This window comes from Flavobacterium sp. (assembly GCF_044361015.1).
Taxonomy (GTDB): Bacteria; Bacteroidota; Bacteroidia; order Flavobacteriales; family Flavobacteriaceae; genus Flavobacterium.
This window is the reverse complement of record NZ_JBIKJL010000026.1, coordinates 1-20330: the sequence shown is the minus strand read 5'-3', so window position 1 is coordinate 20330 and position 20330 is coordinate 1. Positions and strand designations below refer to the sequence as shown.

The window sequence follows — 20330 nt, the reverse complement described above, 5'->3', positions numbered from 1 at the left end:
CTGTTCTTTATTTCCTCAAACTTTCCAAAACCCCCCTCATCATCCCATTAAAATCAAAATCTTCATCTTCGGTCAAACCAAACCGAACAATCACCAAATCTTGCGAGGGAATAATGATTATTTTTTGACCCTGAAATCCCCCACAGAAGTACATATCTTTTGGCACATCAGGATATTTTCCACCGGCGTTCAACCAAAAATGACCACCATATTCTCCGTTGGAAGTGGGTGTGGGTGTCGCCACATATTTCGCCCAACTTTTATCAAAAATCTGTTCGCCATTCCAATTGCCTTGGTGCAAATAAAGTAAGCCAAATTTCGCCCAATCACGAGCTGTTGCCCAACCGTAGGAAGACCCAACAAAATTCCCTGCCATATCTGGTTCAATCAACATCGAGTGCATTCCAATTTTGTCAATTAAAGACGAATACCAAAAATCTAAATATTCTTGATGAGTTGCAAACTGTCTTCGTAAAATACCCGATAGCAAATTTGTCGTACCGGAAGAATAATTCCAATGCGTGTTAGGTTGAAAAGCAACCGGTTTTTCCAATTGAATTTTTGCCATATCTTCTGCTATAAACAACATTTTGGTTACGTCGGAGATAGTTCCATAATCTTCTTCCCATTCCAAACCAGAATTCATTTGAATTAAATTGTGTAAGGTGATTTTTGAACGTTCGTCATTTGCCCATTCATTTACCGGAGCAGGTTTGTTGATGTCGATTTTGCCTTGATGCTGTAAAATTCCAAAATAAGTTGCCGTGATGCTTTTGGTCATCGACCAACCTAAGAATTTGGTGTTTTTAGAAAAACCCTCTTCGTATTTTTCAGCAATAATTTTGTCTTTATAAATCACTAAAAGAGCTCTTGTTCGTTTGATTTTTTCGCCTTTTTTATCAAATGCATCGCCAACAGCCAGATTTAGTTTTTCATAATTTACCTCCGGCAAAAGTGAGTCTTTTGGTTCAAGATTTCCATATGGAAAAGATAAATTAGTTTCAATTTTAGTTCGTTTTGGAATCAAATAAGGTTTTGTTTCATCAAAATCATCGTTAATTAAAGTTACTCCTAAGCCTTCTCTGTAAATTGCTTTTCGTTTTTTCAGTCCAAAAGCAGAGGAAATTACAAATATATCTTGTTCGTTGATTTCATTGGTTGCCAGTCGAACATTATCAATATAATTGTCGCCATTTTCGATGATTTCCAACGAACGCCCATCAATAAAATGGCCGGATGCAACACTTTTTGCCGAAAAACCGGAAACAATATCCAATTTCGGATATGTTGTTATGCCAATGTAAATAATAAAAAGTAAAATGGCGATACCAAGAAATTTTTCATTTGAAATTTATTTAATGCAATGTATAAAATTATCTCAAATGAAAACTAAAACTTGAGATTTTCACTTGACACAATTCATAAAAATTCGTGAATTGGTGGTAAATAAGGAATCCTTTTTACTACTTTTGTATTTAGAATTTTTCTAAATAAAGAAATGTTAGATATCCAAAAAATAAGAGCCGATTTTCCGATTCTATCTCAAAAAGTCAACGGAAAACCACTTGTCTATTTCGATAATGCCGCTACTTCTCAAAAACCACAAGTGGTGATTGATGCAGAGGCAAATTATTATAAAGAAATTAATGCTAATATTCATCGAGGTGTTCACACTTTGAGTCAATTGGCAACGGATGCTTATGAAGCTTCTCGTTTTAAAATTCAAAAGCACATCAATGCAAAATTTAGTTACGAAGTTCTTTTTACTTCCGGAACTACGAACGGAATTAATATAGTAGCACATGGATTTGCATCTTTCTTAAAGCAAGGAGATGAAGTGTTGGTTTCCGCTTTGGAACACCACAGCAACATCGTTCCGTGGCAAATGCTTTGCGAAAAAACCGGAGCGAAATTAGTCGTGATTCCGATGAATGAATCAGGAGAATTAATCCTGTCAGAATACGAACGATTACTTTCGGATAAAACTAAAATTGTAACGGTAAATCATATTTCCAATGCACTGGGAACCATCAATCCAATAAAGTTCATGATTGATAAGGCTCATGAAGTTGGAGCAGCTGTTTTAATCGATGGAGCACAAGCAGTGCCACATTTAAAACCCAATGTTCAAGAACTGAATTGTGATTTTTATGTATTTTCAGGACATAAAATTTGCGGACCAACAGGAACCGGAATTTTATATGGAAAAGAGACTTGGTTAAACAAATTACCACCCGATCAAGGTGGCGGTGAAATGATTGCTACTGTTTCGTTTGAAAAAACAACGTATGCCGAATTACCACATAAATTTGAAGCCGGAACACCCAATATTGCAGGAGGAATTGTTCTTGGAACCGCGATTGATTATCTCAATGAAATTGGTTTTGATACTATTGCAGCTTACGAACATGAATTGTTAGAATACGGGACCAAAAAATTGTTAGAAATCGATAGGTTAAAAATTTACGGCACGTCTTCTAAAAAAACTTCCGTAATTTCGTTTAATGTTGGGGATATTCATCCTTATGACATTGGTACGATAATTGACAAATTAGGAATAGCAGTTAGAACCGGACACCATTGTGCACAACCGATTATGGATTTTTATAAAATTCCGGGAACATTAAGAGCTTCGTTTGCTTTTTATAATACAAAAGAAGAAATCGACGCATTAGTGGAAGCGTTAAAAAAAGCTCAAATCATGTTGAGTTAATCTTTAAATAAAATAAAAATGAAAACAATTTTTACTATTTTTCTAACCGTTTTTTTAGCCAAAAGCTGTGCTAATGAAAATGGAGATATAGACAAAGCGGTTGTTGAATATGAAGCAACGTCAAGAGGTTTTTATAAAAATATAAAAATTGAAGACAAAAACCTTTTTGTCATAAACAACAGAAATGAAAAGCCGGTTGAAGTTTCGCTTTCAAAAAAGGAATGGAATGAATTAGTGGATGCATTCAAAGAGATTAATCTGGAAGAAATGAAGAATTTGAAAGCTCCTACTGAAAAACGATTATACGATGGTGCGGCTCATGCAAATATTACAATAATATTAGATGGGAAAACCTATACCACAGATGGTTTTGACCACGGTTATCCACCAAGTCAAATTGAGAACTTTATCAGTAAATTAATTTTTTTAACGATTAAGGAATAAGTATGACCATCAAAGAAATACAAAATGAAATTGTTGAAGAATTTTCAATGTTCGACGATTGGGATGAACGTTTTCAATATGTAATTGATTTGGGAAAGTCTCTTCCATTAATTGATGAAAAATATAAAACAGAAGAAAATTTAATAAGAGGTTGTCAATCGAAAGTTTGGTTGCATGCTGAAAAAAAGGATGATAAAATTTTATTTACTGCTGATAGTGATGGTTATATAAGTAAAGGAGTAATATCCATTTTGATACGTGTATTTTCTAATCAATCAACAGTAGATATCTTAGAGGGTAATACAGATTTTATTAATGAAATTCAATTACAACAATTTTTATCACCAAATAGAGCCAATGGGTTGTCTATGATGGTTAAACAAATTAAATTATATGCTTTAGCATTGCAAGCAAAGAATTAAAAAAACTAAAACCTTTTTACTTTGGGCCTTAGTGGCAAAACAAAATAACTTAGTTATTAATAACACAAAAAAATGGAAGAATATAACGACGATATAAACTTAGGAGAAGACGTAGTTAAAGTATTAAAAGGGATTTACGACCCTGAAATACCTGTTGATATTTATGAGTTAGGATTAATCTACGACGTAATGATTAACGAAGACAACGATGTAAAAGTATTGATGACGTTAACTTCACCAAATTGTCCTGTTGCGGAAACATTACCTCAGGAAGTACAAGAAAAAGTAAAATCATTGGATGCTGTAAAATCATGCGAAGTAGAAATTACATTTGATCCACCTTGGACAAAAGATTTAATGAGTGAAGAAGCAAAATTAGAATTGGGGATGTTATAGAAAAAGTTTCAAGTTTCAAGTTTCAGGTTTTATCTGAAACTTGAAACCTGAAACCTGAAACAATAAAACATGGACGAAATTATCAACAAAGTAGCCAATTCCGTACTCAAAGTTTTCGATTTGGAAGAGTATTATCCTTCCGGAATTAGAACTGAAATTGATATAGCACAATGGTTGGAAGAAGGGATTTTGCTAAAAGAAAAAGACTTCCGCGAAACAATGAAAAACCATGATTGGTCGCAGTATCAAAATCATTTTGTGGCGATTCATTGCTCTACCGAAGCTATTTTGCCAGCGTGGGCAACTATTTTAGTCACAGTTCATTTGCAACCATTTGCCAAAAAGATCTATTTGGGGAAGAAATCGAAAATAGACACTTATTTGTATCAAGAAATTCTCAGCCAAATTGATTATTCAATCTACTCAGATAAACCTGTCATTTTAAAAGGTTGTTCCAAGAAACCGGTTCCCGAATCGGCATATATTGCAGCGATTCAATTCCTACAGCCGTTTGCTAAAAGTATTATGTTTGGCGAAGCTTGTTCTGCAGTACCGTTATTTAAATCAAAAAAAAAATCAAACACAACGTAGTAAGAAGTTTATAAAAACTTGCATTTTTCAAATCAATTTTTAACTTTGTAAAATTATTTTTAACTTTAAACAAAATGAAGAATATTATTTTAGGTTTTGCATTTTTATCGGTTCTTTCAATTAATGCACAAGAAGTTGTAAAAGAGATTGAAAAAGTGACCCAAGCTATCGAGGATACCACTCGTGTAAATGGATGGACCAAAAAAGGAGAAATCATCTTTTTATTCAACCAATCGAGTTTTAGTAATTGGTTGGCTGGTGGTGAAAACAACTTTTCGGGTAATTTAGGACTTAATTACGATTTTAATTATAAAAGTGAAGATTGGTCGTGGGATAATAAAATCATTGCTTCGTATGGATTGTTGCAAACTCAAAATGCAGAGTTTGAAAAGAAAACAGATGACCGATTAGAATTAAATTCCTTAGCAGGTAAAAAAGCTTGGGGCTTATGGTATTATTCGTTTTTTGTAAATTTCAGAACACAGTTTACTCAAGGATATAATTATTCGAATGATATAAACGGCAAAGAAATCAGAGAAGAATTTACCAATTTTATGTCGCCGGGATATTTGACTTTTGGACCGGGTTTACTTTGGAAGAAAAGAGATGATTTCAAATTCAATTTGGCACCTTTAACCTCAAAAATGACTTTTGTAGATGATAGTTATACATCTGTTCCGGGTTACGTTGATGGAACCTACTTTGGAGTAGATGCTAATAAAAACTTTCGATATGAATTAGGTTTTTATGCGTCGGGTTATTATAAATTCAATTTATTTGAAAACGTATCCGCTGAAAATATTTTAAGTCTGTATTCAAATTACTTAGAAGATCCACAAAATGTCGATTTAGACTATCAGTTAAATATTGTGATGACCATCAATAAATGGTTAACTACCAATTTCTCTTTCCAAACAATTTATGACGATAATGCCTTCAGAGGATTTCAAGTACGTCAGGTTTTTGGATTGGCTGTTAAATACGGGTTCTAGTAAAAAATAAAAAAATGGCTCTCAAAATTGGAGAGCCATTTTCTTTTTATCTAGATTTTAATCTTCAACGGCATCTTTGTAATCCGGATACAAGAATTTATTATAGGGGAAACGAGTGATGTGAATTTCTCGAACCGCTTCATATATAATTTTCTTGAATTCTTCAAAATTTTCTTTGTTAGTAGCAGAAATAAACAAAGCATTATTTTTACCTACATTACTCATCCAGGTTTTTTTCCATTCTTCTAATGAATAATGTTTTGATGTTCTTACCGTGACTAAGTCGTCATCTGCTATATGAACGGGCTTGTATGCGTCTATTTTATTGAAAACCATGATGATAGGTTTTTCAGCACTTTTAATATCCTGCAAAATTTGATTTACAGAGGCAATATGATCCTCAAAATCCGGATGCGAAATATCAACCACGTGAAGTAACAAATCGGCTTCACGAACTTCATCCAAGGTACTTTTAAATGATTCGACCAATTGAGTGGGTAATTTTCGAATAAAACCAACCGTATCCGATAATAAAAAAGGCAAGTTTCGAATCACCACTTTTCGAACCGTAGTGTCTAGTGTAGCAAATAATTTATTTTCTACAAAAACATCGCTTTTCCCGATTACATTCATCAAAGTTGATTTTCCCACGTTGGTATAACCTACTAAGGCGACACGAACCATAGCTCCGCGATTTCCGCGTTGTACCGACATTTGTTTGTCAATGGTTTTGATTTTTTCTTTCAACAAGGCTATTCGGTCACGAACAATTCGGCGGTCGGTTTCAATTTCTGTCTCTCCTGGTCCTCTCATCCCAATTCCACCTCGTTGACGCTCTAAGTGTGTCCACATTCCTGATAACCGAGGCAACAAATATTGACATTGAGCAAGTTCCACTTGTGTTCTTGCATAAGAAGTCTCTGCCCGTTGAGCAAAAATGTCAAGAATCAAGTTAGTTCTGTCTAAAACTTTACAATCTAAGATTTTAGTGATATTTTTTTGTTGTGCAGGCGACAATTCATCATCAAAAATGACGGATGAAATTTCATTTTCAACAATGTATCGATGAATTTCTTCAATTTTACCGGTTCCTAAAAATGTTTTCGGATGAGGTTTTTCTAATTTTTGCCAAAAACGCTTTACTACTTCACCACCGGCGGTAAAAGTAAGGAACTCTAATTCATCTAAATACTCGTTTAATTTAGTTTCATCTTGCTCTTTCGTAACAATTCCTACAACAATTGTTTTCTCAAAATTTATTTTTTCTTTTTCTAACATATCCTATAAATGTCTCGCAAAATTAGGCAATTCAAGCCGGTTTAAATCGAATTTTAACCATTAAAACAAATAATATAAAGGATGAATTTAGTTAAAATATAAAAAAAAGTTATCCAATTCTTAAATTTTGTTAAATTTGACGTTCTAAACCTACAAAAAATTAATCAAAACAACCTAAACTTTCATTTTATGAAAAGAATTACATTAGTTATACTATTGTTTTTACTGACGGGAGTGGGATATTCGCAGTTCAATGAGAACTTTGAAGGCGGTATTCCGGCAACATGGGCAGTATTTAACAATGGTTTAGGTACCAACACATGGACCACAACCACTGCGGTTACTACTCCGCCAACGGTTTGTGAAGGTACAACAGCAGCCTTTATGAATGCTCGTCAAAACATTGGAGCGGGCAACACGTCTCAGAACTGGTTAGTTACCCCTCAGGTGACCGTACCGGCAAACGGACAGTTGTTCTTTCAAACGAGATCAACCATTAGTGGGCCAAACGATACAACGTATGAATTACGCTTATCCACAACTTCACAAACAAATACGGCAAGTTTTATCACTATCCAGTCATGGACAGAAGCAGAACTTAATGCAATATTTAATATTTGTGAGGAGAAACAAGTAAATTTAGCCGGTTTCGCTAGCCAAAATGTTTACCTTGCTTTTGTTATCGTGATGAACCAACCTGGTGCCGGACTAACCGGTGACCGCTGGATTGTTGATGATGTACGTTTAGTAGAACAATGTGTTAATCCTGAAAACATTACTGTTACCGGGATTACACAAACTAGTGCAATTGTAAATTGGGATAATCCTGGTGGTGCTACTCAATTCGAAGTTTCAGTTGTTCCGGCTCCTGGTACTCCGGTTGCAGGTACTTTAGTAGGACCAAGTCCTTACTTAGCAGAAGGATTATCACCTACTACACAATACCAAGTGTATGTTAGGGCAAAATGTGAATTTAGTTTTAGTGAATGGGTTGGACCGGTGAACTTTATCACTACAACGCCGGGAACAGCTTGTAATTCGGCGATACAAGTGCCTTCTTTACCTTATTCAACCACTGACAACACTTCAAATTATCAAGATGATGTAGATGGAAGTCCGGGAGCATCCGGTTGTGGAACAACAGGAAATTTTTTAAACGGAAATAACGTTTATTATAGTTATACCGCAACAGCTACAGGTGTAATTAATTTAACAATGACACCAACAGGGAACAACTCGGGTATGTTTGTTTACAACAGTTGTACAAATGTTGGAGTAAGTTGCATCGCAGGTACTGTCAGTACTGCCGGTGCTCCTCTGGTTATTGATTTACCGGTTGTCGATGGGCAAACTTATTATATTGTAATTTCTACTAATGGTAATCCTAACACGATTCCATATACTTTATCCATTCAAGTTGTAAACTGTGCACCTCCAACCAATTTAGGTGCGGTAGGTGGTCAAACCAGTGCAATTTTGAATTGGGATGCAAACGGAGCAACATCTTGGGAATATGCAGTTCAGGTTTTGGGAGGAGTGATTCCTACGGGAGCCGGTATCCAAACGAATGCTTTCCAAAATGTTAACGTAACAAACTTATTAGACGGAACGCCTATTCAAGCGGCAACTCAATATCAATATTGGGTTAGAAGAGATTGTGGTGACGGAACATTTAGTGCATGGGCAGGACCATTCTTGTTCAACACAACTATTTGTGACCCTGCACAACAATGTATCTATACATTTAGAATGAGAGACAGTTTTGGTGACGGATGGAACGGTGCCAGAATGCAAATAAGACAAAATGGAATCGTGATAGCAACCATTGGAGAAACGTTCACCGCAGGTGCCGGTCCGGTTGATGTTCAGGTTTCATTATGTAATGCAATTCCTTTTGATTTATTCTGGAGCGTAGGTGGAACTTTTCCAGCGGAAGTTCGTGTTGAAATTTTCAACTCACCGGCTTTCAATCAATCATTGTTTGCTATGACCGTGGCTTCTGCCGGCTTAGTAAACTCTGTTTTATATGCCGGAACAGTTGATTGTAATAATCCGGCTTGTTTGCCACCAACCGGAATTGTAGTAAACAACATTGGCGATACAAGTGCTAGTGTGAGTTGGACACCAATTCCGGGAGTTACACAATATGAAGTAATTGTATTACCGAGTGGTTCACCAGCTCCTACAGCAGCAAGTACGGGAACTGTAACATCTACTATTCCTTTTCCTTTAATTAATTTGACGGCAGCTACATTATATGATGTTTATGTAAGAGCAATATGTTCTACTCCTATTCCTAGTAACTGGTCCGTGGTAACTCCTTTCAATACGACCCTTTGTCAGATTTCTGAACAATGTAACTATACTTTCAGAATGACAGATAGTTTTGGAGACGGATGGAATGGAGCCAGAATGCAAATCAGACAAAACAATATTGTCGTAGCTACAATTGGAGCAACATTCAATGCCGGGGCAGGTCCGATTGATGTAGTGGTGCCATTGTGTAATAACCTTCCTTTTGATTTATTCTGGAGTGTGGGTGGTACTTTTGCAAATGAAGTACGTGTAGCTATCATCAATGATTCAGCTCAACAAGTATTTAATATGAACGTGGCTTCTGCTCCATTAGTAGGAACCGTTTTATATACTGATAACTTAGTACAATGTGGTATTCCGGAATGTTTACCACCATCTGGAGTTGCTATCAGTGCGATTGGGGATACTTCTGCTAATGTATCTTGGAATCCAATTCCAGGAATTACAGATTTCGAAGTAATCGTTTTACCTGCAGGTTCACCTGCACCAACTGCAACAAGTACGGGTACTGTTACTTCGGATAATCCTTTCACCATGCTGGGATTAACTGCTGCTACTCTTTATGATGTATATGTTCGAGCAATTTGTACAGCATCACCGAGTAGCTGGACACCGGTAACTACTTTTAATACGACTATTTGTGCAACAAGTGCTCAATGTCTTTATACCTTTAGAATGAGAGACAGTTTTGGTGATGGATGGAATGGAGCCAGAATGATAATAAGACAAAACGGTATACCGGTTGCCACTATTGGAGCAACTTTTAATGCAGGTGCCGGACCGATAGATGTTCAGGTTCCATTATGTAATGGTGTTCCTTTTGATTTATTTTGGAGTGTAGGTGGAACTTTCCCAACAGAAGTTCGTGTTGAAGTCATCAACCCTTTTGCTCAGTCTTTATATAATATGACAGTGAATTCAGCTCCTTTGGTAGGAACTATATTATATAATGGTTTTGTAGATTGTCTTAATCCTGCATGTATTGAACCATTAGCGATTGTAACTTCTAATATTGGAATCAATCAAGTAAGTGTTGGTTGGAATCCAAATGGAGGAACTAACTTTGAAGTAATTGCTTTACCGGCAGGTTCTCCTACACCAACGGCAGCTACTCCGGGAATATTTGCAACTTCAAATCCATTTGTCGTAACTGGTTTAGATCCAAGTACAGCGTATGATTTTTATGTAAGAGCTTTGTGTACAGGACCAAACCCATCGAGTTTTTGGGCAGGACCGGCAACAGCGACAACATTGCCAACATGTCCGGCACCAATTAACTTAATAGTAATAGGTGCAGACACCAATACAGCAACAATATCATGGACTAACATTGCTCCTGCTACTCTTTTTGAAGTAGTGGTTCAACCGGTTGGTTCAGGTATTCCAACTGTTGCGGGAGTTATTACATCAAATAACCCTTATGTCGCCACAGGTTTAAGTGCAGGATTTTATGAGTTTTATGTTCGTGCAATTTGTTCTTCAACAGATTTAAGTGCTTGGGCAGGACCACAAACTTTCTTTATTTTAGCTAGTTTACCAGGTTGTGCCGGAGTGGATATTGATTTACAAACATCAACACCTGGTGTTCTTAACTTATGTCCGGGAGAAAGTTGTGTAGATTTATCAGCAACCTTCTTTGAAACGGGGGATACTACAACTTATAATGTTACAGGAATACCATTTACGCCACCATTCCCATTTACAGGAGGTATTCCAACCTCAGTTGATATTGATGACAGATGGTCTAATGTAATTGACTTACCTTTTAATTTCTGTTTCTTTGGTCAAAATTATACCAAAGCATTAGTAGGATCTAATGGGGTAATTTCATTTGATATACAAGGTGAAGTACCTGGTGGAGCTCAAATTCCAAATGGATATTGTGCATGGCCATTTACGACAACTATTCCGAATGCAGCCTTCCCAATTAAAGCAGCTATTTATGGTCCATATCAGGATATTGACCCGAGTGTAACGACACCTCCGGCTCAACCAAGCATTAACTACCAAGTTTTAGGTACGGCTCCTTGTCGTGTGTTAGTAGTTAACTTCTCTGAAGTGGCACAATTTAGTTGTCAAAACAGTGTGCCGTTACAAACAAGTCAAATTGTATTATATGAAACGTCTAACGCCGTTGAGGTTTATGTTCAAAACCGTGTCCCTTGTTTAACTTGGAATGGTGGTAGAGCTGTTATTGGTATTCAAAATCAAGCAGGTACTCAAGCACATTTCCCACCAGATAGAAATACAGGTACTTGGTCTGCTTCTAATGAGGCATGGAGATTTACTCCGGCAGGACCATCAAATGTAACTTTCTCTTGGTTAAAAGACGGAGTATTTTACAGTAATGATTTAGATATTAATGTTTGTGTGTCTGAAACAACAAGTATGACAGCTCAAGCTATCTATACTGCTTGTGGAGGTGAACAAACTATTACAACAGATACAATATTATTGAATGTTGTGGGTACTGAATTACCGGTACAAGATGATGTTACAGTTTGTGTAACGGAAGGATATGAATTACCTACTTTATTGGTTGGTAATTATTTTACAGAGCCAGGCGGACAAGGAACTCAATTAAATGCTGGTGACATCATAACTACAGATCAAACTATTTATGTTTATCTAGTAATTAATGGAACAAACGGCGATTGTACTAGTGAAGGAAGTTTTAATGTAATTACTACCGACGAAATTGTACCTGAGTTTGATCCATTTCCTAATATTTGTTTGGGAGGAACAGCTCCAGCACTTTCGCCAACTTCCTTAAATGGAATTAACGGACTTTGGACGCCATCAGCAATAGATACTTCTGTTGAAGGAACTATAGATATTTCTTTTGAACCTTTTGGATCTGAAGAATGTGTGACAAGTTATACTACTCAGGTGACAATTCTTCCATTTGATGATGTTTTACCAATTGAAGATGTTGTTGCTTGTAACAGTTATATTTTACCTGTTCTTACTGCTGGAAATTATTATACTGAATCAGGTGGTTTAGGATTAGAAGTGCCATCAGGAACAGAGGTTATAGAATCTACAACTTTATATGTTTATACGGCAAATGGAGTGTGTAGTGATGAAGAATCATTTACGATTACTATTAATTCGATTAGCGTTGATGTAATTGCTGATCAAACAGCTTGTGATAGTTATACTTTACCAAATCTAAGTGCAAATAACACTTATTATACACAAGCAGGAGGTTTAGGAACACTATTAAATGCAGGAGACGCGATAACTTCTACACAAACTATTTTTATCTATGCTCAGTCAGGAACCACTCCAAATTGTGTGGCTGAAAGTAGTTTTGTTGTGACAATTGGTTCTCTAGTACTTGAACCAATTGCTGACGTAGTAGCTTGTGATAGTTATATATTACCTGTTTTAACACAAGGTAATTATTTCTTACAATCAGGAGGATTAGGTTTACAATTAAATGCAGGAGATAGTATAGAAACGAATCAACTTATTTATGTTTATGCAATTGACGGAACATGTATTGATGAGATAAGTTTCACAGTTACTATTAATTCGATTAGCGTTGATGTAATTGCTGATCAAACAGCTTGTGATAGTTATACTTTACCAAATCTAAGTGCAAATAACACTTATTATACACAAGCAGGAGGTTTAGGAACACTATTAAATGCAGGAGACGCGATAACTTCTACACAAACTATTTTTATCTATGCTCAGTCAGGAACCACTCCAAATTGTGTGGCTGAAAGTAGTTTTGTTGTGACAATTGGTTCTCTAGTACTTGAACCAATTGCTGACGTAGTAGCTTGTGATAGTTATATATTACCTGTTTTAACACAAGGAAACTATTTCACACAATCAGGAGGATTAGGTTTACAACTAAACGCAGGAGACAGTATTGAGTCAACACAGTTGATTTATGTATATGCAGCTGATGGAACGTGTACAGATGAGATTAGTTTCAATGTTACGATTAACACTGTTAGTGTTGATGTAATTATTGACCAAACTGTTTGTGATAGTTATACTTTGCCTACTTTAAGTGCAAATAACACTTACTATACTCAAGCGGGTGGTTTAGGAACACAATTAAATGCGGGAGATGTGATTACTTCAAATCAAACCATTTATATTTATGCTCAGTCAGGAACTACACCAAATTGTATTGCAGAAAGTAGTTTTAATGTAACAGTTAATATTACACCACAAGTTGTTCCTGCTACAAATGTGACAGTTTGTGACAGTTATACTTTACCGGCACTTACCATTGGTAATTATTATACCGGAATGGGAGGAACAGGTACTCAGTTAACCGCAGGTCAGACACTAACAACGACTCAAACTATTTATGTTTATGCTCAAACAGCAACAACTCCAAACTGTTTCACAGAAACTAGTTTTGTATTGACTGTTAATAGCATTGTGGCTGATACTAAGCCAAACGTAGTTGTTTGTGACAGTTTTGTATTACCTTCATTAAACGCTAATAATGCTTATTATTCTTCTCCAGGAGGAGTAGGACCTTTAGCGGTTGGTTCTTTGGTAACTTCAACACAAACAATTTACATTTATGCACAAACCGGAACTACACCAAATTGTATGGCAGAAACTAGTTTTACAGTTACTGTAAATGTTACTCCTACAGCTGATGTAATACCAAATGCAACAGAATGTTTAGCTGACGGTGGATTTATTTTACCAGCATTAAGTGCAGGGAATAATTATTATTCCGGCTCAGGCGGAACAGGACAACAATTAGCGGCAGGCGATGCAATTACATCAGATCAAACAATTTACATTTTTGCTCAAACCGCAACAACACCAAATTGTTTCAATGAAACAAGCTTTACGGTAACAATTGTTAATGTTACCGCTCAAGATTTATCAGATGTGGAAGAATGTGCTAAATATACTTTACCGGAGTTAAATGCCGGAAATGCTTATTACACAGGACAAAACGGTACAGGAACTCAATTACAACCTGGATCAGATGTAACTACTTCACAAGTGATTTATGTTTACGCTACAGTTGGTGGTTGTTCAGCTCAGACAGAATTTGAAGTAACAATCAATTCTTGTTTGATTCAAAAGGGTATATCGCCGAATAACGACGGTAGTAACGATTTCTTTGATTTGGTTAACTATAATGTCAGTAAATTGGAAATCTTTAACCGTTATGGTACAAAAGTATATAGCAAAAATAATTATGAAGACGAATGGTATGGTCAAAGTGATAAAGGCGATGAACTACCTGACGGAACATATTATTATGTTATATATTTCACAGAAGGCACTAATACGACAGGATGGATTTATATCAATAGAGTACGTTAATTTGAAAATAAGTAAGCCGGTAGGCTTTAAAACCAACCGGCACAACTTTAACCCTACAAAAACAATAAAAATGAAGAAAATATTTTTTGCACTACTGATAGTATTAGTAAGCATAGCAGATGTTTCAGCCCAGCAAGATCCTCATTATACACAATACATGTATAACATGAACGTGATAAATCCTGCTTATGCAGGAAGTAAGGAAAACTTGTCTTTTGGCTTACTCTACAGAAAACAATGGGTAGAGATTGAAGATGCCCCTACAACGTTTACCCTTTCCGGAAGTTCTCCGGTTGGTAAAAATGTAGGTGTTGGACTTTCATTAATTTCGGATGAAATAGGTCCTGTAACAGAAAAAAATGTATACGGTGATTTCTCATACACATTAAATCTTGGTGGGGAGCACCGTTTAGCTTTAGGTTTAAAAGCAGGGGTTACTTTTCATGATGTAGACTTTACTAAAATTACACCTACTTTGCCCGATCCGGCAGATGGTGTATTTGCCAATAACATAAATAATACATATTTTAATTTTGGTACGGGAATTTTCTATTATACTGATAAATATTATTTAGCATTTTCAGTTCCTAATATGATTAACGCAAAACATTTAGATTATGATGGGAGAGAATATGGTAGTGAAACCACTCACTATTTCTTTACTGGGGGTTATGTATTTGATTTGTCTGCCAACGTAAAGTTTAAACCATTCTTTATGATTAAATCAGCATTTAGTGCTCCTACTTCGTTAGACCTTTCCACAAATTTCTTATTTAATGAGAAGTTTGAAATTGGAGCAACCTATCGATTAGAAGACAGTTTCGGTGCCATGGTTAATTATGCTATTTCTCCAAGTTTGAGAATAGGGTATGCTTACGACCATATCGTTTCTGATTTGAATATAACAACACCAGCCTCACATGAGATTATCTTGTTGTTTGATTTGAATTTCCCGAAAAAGGTATCACGTTCATCACGATTTTTCTAACCTAATAAGCAAACCAGAAGATGAAAAAAGTATATATATTTTTATTTAGTATTGTGATGTTAAGCATTGCTCCACTAAGTGCACAAACCAAAGACACTAAAAAAGCAGATAAGCTTTTTAAGCAATTTGACTATTTTGAAGCGGCAGAAGAATACCTAAAATTAGCAGAAAGCGGTAAAGGTGACGGCTATGTTCATAAACAATTAGCGGATAGTTACTATAATATGTTCAATGCTGCAGAATCCAGTAAATGGTATGCTAAAGCTGTTGAAACACCACAAGATTCCGAAACATATTATCGTTATGCTCAAATGCTTAAAGCACAAGGGAAATACGAAGAAGCTAACAAACAAATGCAACAGTTTGCAACTAAAGCTCCAAACGATCAACGAGCAAAAGATTTCAAAGCAAATCCAAACTACTTACCAAAATTGTTAGATAAACAGAAACAATTTGATGTGAAGGCTTTAGAATTGAACAGTGACAGGTCTGACTTTGGAGCTGTATTGCACGAAAACTCATTGTACTTTGCCAGTGCAAGAAACGGAGCTAAAAAAACGTATGGTTGGACTGACGAGCCTTATTTGGACATATACAAAGCAAACTACAATGTTGATGGAACAATCACCAATGCTGAGCCGGTTGCGGAAGTAAATTCAAAATGGCATGATGGTCCAGTAACGTTGAGTGCTGACGGTAATACAATGTATTTTGCCAGTGAGAGTTTCAAAGAAAAAAGTTTTGAAAAAGATAAAGTGAACAATACTCGATTGAAAGTGAGTCAAGTGAACCTTTTCAAAGCAACGAATGTTAATGGAAAATGGAGTAATATTACCATTTTACCTTTCTGCAGTAATGCCTATTCTACCGGAAATCCTTATTTGAGTAAGGATGGAAAAACATTATACTTCTCTTCTAATATGCCAGGTTCTTTAGGTGGAAACGATGTTTGGAAAGTAGCAGTAAACCAAGATGGTGGTTTTGGTTCACCTGAGAATTTAGGAGCTAAAATCAATACTGAAGGAGATGAAAGTTTCCCTTATATATCTGATGATAACAAAATGTTCTATTTCGCTTCAAGTGGAAGACAAGGTTTTGGAGGATATGATGTATTTGTTTATGATATGGCAAAGGGAGAATCCACAAACATGGGTAAACCGGTAAACAGCGAGAAAGATGATTTTGCTTTTACATTTAGTAAAGACAAAAACATTGGATTCTTATCCAGTAATAGAGCAGGTGTTGATAATATCTATTTAGCTAATCCGGTTTGTGGAGTTGAAGTTACTACCATTGTAACAGATACTAAAACAGGAGCTATTTTAGTGAATGCTAAAGTTGCTATTGTTGATGATAAGAAAAATGTTATAGCAACTGAAATGAGTAATGCTAAAGGTGAAGTTACTTATTATGTTGAATGCGATAAAAATTATACTGTTCAGGCATCGAAAGACGGTTACGAAAGTAATACTTTCCCTGTCGCAGCTAGCAAAGGACCTCAAAAGAGAGTGAATGCACCACTTAACCCAATTGATGTTATTGTAACAGAAACAGAAGTGATTTTAAATCCAATCTTCTTTGAATTTGATAAAAGTAATATCACGCAAGAAGGAGCCTTTGAATTGGATAAGTTAGTACAAGTAATGCAAAATAATTCAGAAATGGTTATAATGGCTAAATCACACACAGACAATCGTGGTAGTGATGTGTACAACTTAAGTTTATCTGACAGAAGAGCTAAATCTACGGTTCAATATATTATTTCTAAAGGAATTTCTAAAGATAGAATATCTGGTAAAGGAATGGGAGAAACAGAACCTAAAGCGGATTGTAAAGAAACTTGCACAGAAGAACAACATGCTTCAAACAGACGTAGTGAATTCTTAATTGTGAAAAAATAGCAATAGAAAAAAACTTGAAATAAAGAAAACGGGCTATCGAAAGAGAGTCCGTTTTTTTATTTATTTATCAGAAAGCTTAAGTTCTAATGCAAAATGATAATCCAAATCAATTGTGTGTTTAATTAGTTTATCCGTTTATCTATTATACTCAAAAGAAGGTTTTTCAGTAACTATGAAAATGAATTATGTTAGACTTCTTTAAAAGTGTTTTTTTTCTTATTTGCATAGGCGACTAAAGACAACATCACAGGCACTTCTACTAAAATACCTACTACACAAATTAATGCAGCCGGGGTTGAGCCGATATGAGGTCAATCATTAATGTAACAAATTCTTTTTTTTGAAATTGACCGTATTAATTGGTTGGCTATTTTAGAGTAAACTCCCATTCTACAAGTGCTGTATTTGGAACATTTGCAGGTTTTGCACCTTCGCTATATTCCATGTCCGACCATTTTAAAGGGCCTTTAGGTCCGTAGGCAATTACGGTTACTTTATTGCGGGAGGGTTCCACTTTTACTTCTACAAAGCTTTGAAAAAACGGGGCTTTGTTGTAATCAAAAGCGGCACTCAGCCATTCGGCACTAAAAGGCCAACCGTTGTGAGTTTTTGTCCAGTACCAAGCCGGTTGTTTGAGAATGCCGTTGTTGGATTCAATTTTTTTAATTAATGGAGCGGCCGCCGGGTAATGTGCCCATACCTTTTGAGCCATTTGTTCTTTCGATTTTAATGCTGCACCCAAACTTAAGTACGCACCGCCACCGCCGTTGACAAAATGGTACATATTTTTAGTGCTGCTGCCGGTTGGGGGTTCTACATAATATTCTAAATCGTGTGTATCGCCTGCCATTGCAATGGTTGCTCCGGCTTCTTTCAATAAAAGATGCAATTTTTCAAAATCGGGATTCATGTTTCCCTGGTATTCGCCAATGGCATAAAACGGATGTCCCAAAAGCACAAAAATAAATTTTCCTTTGGCTGCCGCTAACGCTTTTTTCAGCCAATCCATTTGCACGTCATCAATGCGACGACCGATGCCTGTTTCAATGGTAATAAATGCAAAATCTTCGGTTTGCAATTGGAAATAGGGTGCTTTTTGAAATCCGGTGGGTACATCGTATTCGTTTCTGAGTCGGGCTGCTTCTTTAATTTGAGCACTTACTTTTTCGCTACCTGCTGAGGTTAGATTTAAATCGGCGTTGCGGCGTGCATGCATGGCTAATCGGGCAGAAGTTGAATCGAAAAACGTTGCTGCAAAACCTTCCAACGCATCGTACCAGTCGTGATTTCCCGGAATTGCATACACGGGTTTGTTAACTCCTTTCATCGGCAACCAAAAGTTTTTTTCATAGTCCTTCATCGCTCCATCGGGATAGACCACATCACTGGAAATAACTACAAATTTCACAAGGTCTTTGGATGCATTTCTAACAATTTGGTCGTGAAGAATGTATTGGGAGGCGTCTCCCTCACCGGGATCACCAATGATTAAAAAAGAAAAATCATTTGTATGAGTTATACCGGGCGGATTGATTTGAAAACTTGCTGCCGTAGGATTACTTTCTACTGCTTTCACCATTTCTGTCCGCCATTGATCGGTACGTTTGGCTGCCCAACTGTCCCAAATTCCTGAGGCCCAATTTTCAGTATCAAAATACCAGCTCATTCCAAATACGGGAATGATTGCAGCCAAAAGTGCTGCAAACGGCAAACCCATTTGCAAGCCTGTACGCAAAGCTGTTTTGAATGAATAGCCGGCTTTTCTAATGCGGATGTATCGTCGCGTTCTGGCTTCCAAACGTTGTTGGATAATATTGCGAGGGTGAAATTTTGGACGTTCATCGGTGGGGACTTTCATTACCCAAAGCCACGTTTTCTTTTCAAAAGGTCGAAATAATTTGCTTACACCACTAAAGAAGGGAATGAGTACCAGATAGGCAATGATTAAGGCGATGACCATATCGCCTACTAAAGCTACCAATGGCGATAGAATGCCATAGGCAGAACGGTCAAATCCCATCCGACCAAGGTGAATAAAAAAGAGAATGAGTAAAAAAGTGATGATCCAACGGCGGTCTATTTTGGCACGTTTGACTTCCTCTTGTTCGATTTTTTCTGCGATAGCCGCAATTTCCGGATGATCTTGCAGACCCAATGATTCCATGATGTCTTCGCTTACTTGATCCATCTCACCTAATTTGGCGTTGAGTATCTCAAATCCCATTCCTACAATACGTAGGCCACCTGTGATTGCCAGAATCCATAACTGTGCTTTGCCTTGAAATAGGAACAGTGTAAACAGTATTCCCATATTCGCCAAAAATGAAAGGAGGTTGGCTGTGAATGGTTTTTTTTCTTTTCTGTTATTGAGTAAGGCGATTCCTTGACGAATAAAATCAATCCCAAACAGCATCGATGCAAAAAGGTACATCGCATTTTCGTCAAAGAGTTTTGCATTGATTAAAAGCAATCCAAGCAAAAAAGAAATCAACGCACTGATATGAGCTGAAGTGCGTTCCTTTGCCGTTGCTCTTTTGAATCCTTGAATAAAAACCAATACAGCAGCCCAAACTAAAAATCCACCGATGTCTTCGATACGAGATGTTTCAAAAAATGGATTGAAAAGTGCCAATGCCGCAAGAAAAAATGCGATTCCTGCGAATATGATTTGTTTAAAACGATCGGTTGTAAGGAATTTCTTCATCTCTCAGTTCGTAGGTGTTTGATTAAAATCTCAATTTTTTTAAATACTCTTTCAAATATACGAATTGGATTGAAAAAATGGTGAGGTGAGGGAAAGCGTCTTTTCTATTTTAAAATTTTTTGCAGGGGATTCACTTATTTTTGGTTGCTAGGAATTGCAGGGATTTTTTCTCATGGAAAACACGGAATTGGATGTTGTTGATTATTTGGTGGGTTTGACCTTCGGTCTGGAATTTTTGGTAAAGTTAGACACGGATTGCACGGATT

12 protein-coding genes are annotated in these 20330 nt (G+C 36.4%); 9 read left to right on the top strand and 3 right to left on the bottom strand.

What is annotated here, in order from left to right:
- Positions 1 to 7: 7 nt before the first annotated feature.
- On the bottom strand, positions 8 to 1351 hold the full coding sequence (locus tag ACIQ2Z_RS07885) for a serine hydrolase domain-containing protein (RefSeq protein WP_396183617.1): 1344 nt from the start codon (positions 1349 to 1351) through the stop codon (positions 8 to 10).
- Between the two features lie 147 nt (positions 1352 to 1498).
- Here ACIQ2Z_RS07885 and ACIQ2Z_RS07880 point away from each other — a divergent pair, with 147 nt between their 5' ends.
- The 6 genes from ACIQ2Z_RS07880 to ACIQ2Z_RS07855 all read left to right on the top strand — a co-directional run bounded on the left by ACIQ2Z_RS07880 (position 1499) and on the right by ACIQ2Z_RS07855 (position 5558).
- Positions 1499 to 2713: an aminotransferase class V-fold PLP-dependent enzyme gene (locus ACIQ2Z_RS07880; protein WP_396183601.1), complete on the top strand. Its 1215-nt coding sequence runs from the start codon at positions 1499 to 1501 to the stop codon at positions 2711 to 2713.
- An 18-nt stretch (positions 2714 to 2731) separates the two neighbouring features.
- Complete coding sequence (locus tag ACIQ2Z_RS07875; protein ID WP_396183600.1) at positions 2732 to 3157, top strand: hypothetical protein; 426 nt, start codon at positions 2732 to 2734, stop codon at positions 3155 to 3157.
- Between the two features lie 2 nt (positions 3158 to 3159).
- On the top strand, positions 3160 to 3579 hold the full coding sequence (locus ACIQ2Z_RS07870; protein WP_396183599.1) for a SufE family protein: 420 nt from the start codon (positions 3160 to 3162) through the stop codon (positions 3577 to 3579).
- A gap of 72 nt (positions 3580 to 3651) precedes the next feature.
- Positions 3652 to 3975 (top strand): SUF system Fe-S cluster assembly protein, encoded by a 324-nt coding sequence (locus ACIQ2Z_RS07865; RefSeq protein WP_396183598.1) that lies wholly within the window; start codon positions 3652 to 3654, stop codon positions 3973 to 3975.
- A gap of 69 nt (positions 3976 to 4044) precedes the next feature.
- Positions 4045 to 4566, top strand: coding sequence for a DUF2480 family protein (locus ACIQ2Z_RS07860; RefSeq protein ID WP_396183597.1), 522 nt, complete (start codon positions 4045 to 4047; stop codon positions 4564 to 4566).
- A gap of 74 nt (positions 4567 to 4640) precedes the next feature.
- Complete coding sequence (locus tag ACIQ2Z_RS07855) at positions 4641 to 5558, top strand: DUF3078 domain-containing protein (RefSeq protein WP_396183596.1); 918 nt, start codon at positions 4641 to 4643, stop codon at positions 5556 to 5558.
- Positions 5559 to 5615: 57 nt separating this feature from the next.
- Here the strand turns inward: ACIQ2Z_RS07855 and hflX are convergent, their stop codons facing one another.
- A complete protein-coding gene (hflX, locus tag ACIQ2Z_RS07850) occupies positions 5616 to 6836 on the bottom strand; it encodes a GTPase HflX (RefSeq protein WP_396183595.1) in 1221 nt (406 codons plus the stop codon).
- A 189-nt stretch (positions 6837 to 7025) separates the two neighbouring features.
- Here hflX and ACIQ2Z_RS07845 point away from each other — a divergent pair, with 189 nt between their 5' ends.
- The 3 genes from ACIQ2Z_RS07845 to ACIQ2Z_RS07835 all read left to right on the top strand — a co-directional run bounded on the left by ACIQ2Z_RS07845 (position 7026) and on the right by ACIQ2Z_RS07835 (position 17360).
- Complete coding sequence (locus tag ACIQ2Z_RS07845) at positions 7026 to 14471, top strand: fibronectin type III domain-containing protein (RefSeq protein ID WP_396183594.1); 7446 nt, start codon at positions 7026 to 7028, stop codon at positions 14469 to 14471.
- A 70-nt stretch (positions 14472 to 14541) separates the two neighbouring features.
- A complete protein-coding gene (locus ACIQ2Z_RS07840; RefSeq protein ID WP_396183593.1) occupies positions 14542 to 15459 on the top strand; it encodes a type IX secretion system membrane protein PorP/SprF in 918 nt (305 codons plus the stop codon).
- A gap of 20 nt (positions 15460 to 15479) precedes the next feature.
- A complete protein-coding gene (locus ACIQ2Z_RS07835) occupies positions 15480 to 17360 on the top strand; it encodes an OmpA family protein (protein ID WP_396183592.1) in 1881 nt (626 codons plus the stop codon).
- Between the two features lie 367 nt (positions 17361 to 17727).
- Here ACIQ2Z_RS07835 and ACIQ2Z_RS07830 read toward each other — a convergent pair whose 3' ends face one another.
- Complete coding sequence (locus ACIQ2Z_RS07830; protein ID WP_396183591.1) at positions 17728 to 20064, bottom strand: metallophosphoesterase; 2337 nt, start codon at positions 20062 to 20064, stop codon at positions 17728 to 17730.
- Between the last annotated feature and the right edge of the window lie 266 nt (positions 20065 to 20330).

Coding starts and splice junctions, on each gene's coding strand:
- ACIQ2Z_RS07880 (WP_396183601.1), top strand. CDS start 1,499: ATGTTAGATATCCAAAAAATAAGAGCCGATTTTCCGATTCTATCTCAA.
- ACIQ2Z_RS07845 (WP_396183594.1), top strand. CDS start 7,026: ATGAAAAGAATTACATTAGTTATACTATTGTTTTTACTGACGGGAGTG.
- ACIQ2Z_RS07830 (WP_396183591.1), bottom strand. CDS start 20,064: ATGAAGAAATTCCTTACAACCGATCGTTTTAAACAAATCATATTCGCA.
- ACIQ2Z_RS07840 (WP_396183593.1), top strand. CDS start 14,542: ATGAAGAAAATATTTTTTGCACTACTGATAGTATTAGTAAGCATAGCA.
- ACIQ2Z_RS07875 (WP_396183600.1), top strand. CDS start 2,732: ATGAAAACAATTTTTACTATTTTTCTAACCGTTTTTTTAGCCAAAAGC.
- hflX (WP_396183595.1), bottom strand. CDS start 6,836: ATGTTAGAAAAAGAAAAAATAAATTTTGAGAAAACAATTGTTGTAGGA.
- ACIQ2Z_RS07865 (WP_396183598.1), top strand. CDS start 3,652: ATGGAAGAATATAACGACGATATAAACTTAGGAGAAGACGTAGTTAAA.
- ACIQ2Z_RS07860 (WP_396183597.1), top strand. CDS start 4,045: ATGGACGAAATTATCAACAAAGTAGCCAATTCCGTACTCAAAGTTTTC.
- ACIQ2Z_RS07870 (WP_396183599.1), top strand. CDS start 3,160: ATGACCATCAAAGAAATACAAAATGAAATTGTTGAAGAATTTTCAATG.
- ACIQ2Z_RS07835 (WP_396183592.1), top strand. CDS start 15,480: ATGAAAAAAGTATATATATTTTTATTTAGTATTGTGATGTTAAGCATT.
- ACIQ2Z_RS07855 (WP_396183596.1), top strand. CDS start 4,641: ATGAAGAATATTATTTTAGGTTTTGCATTTTTATCGGTTCTTTCAATT.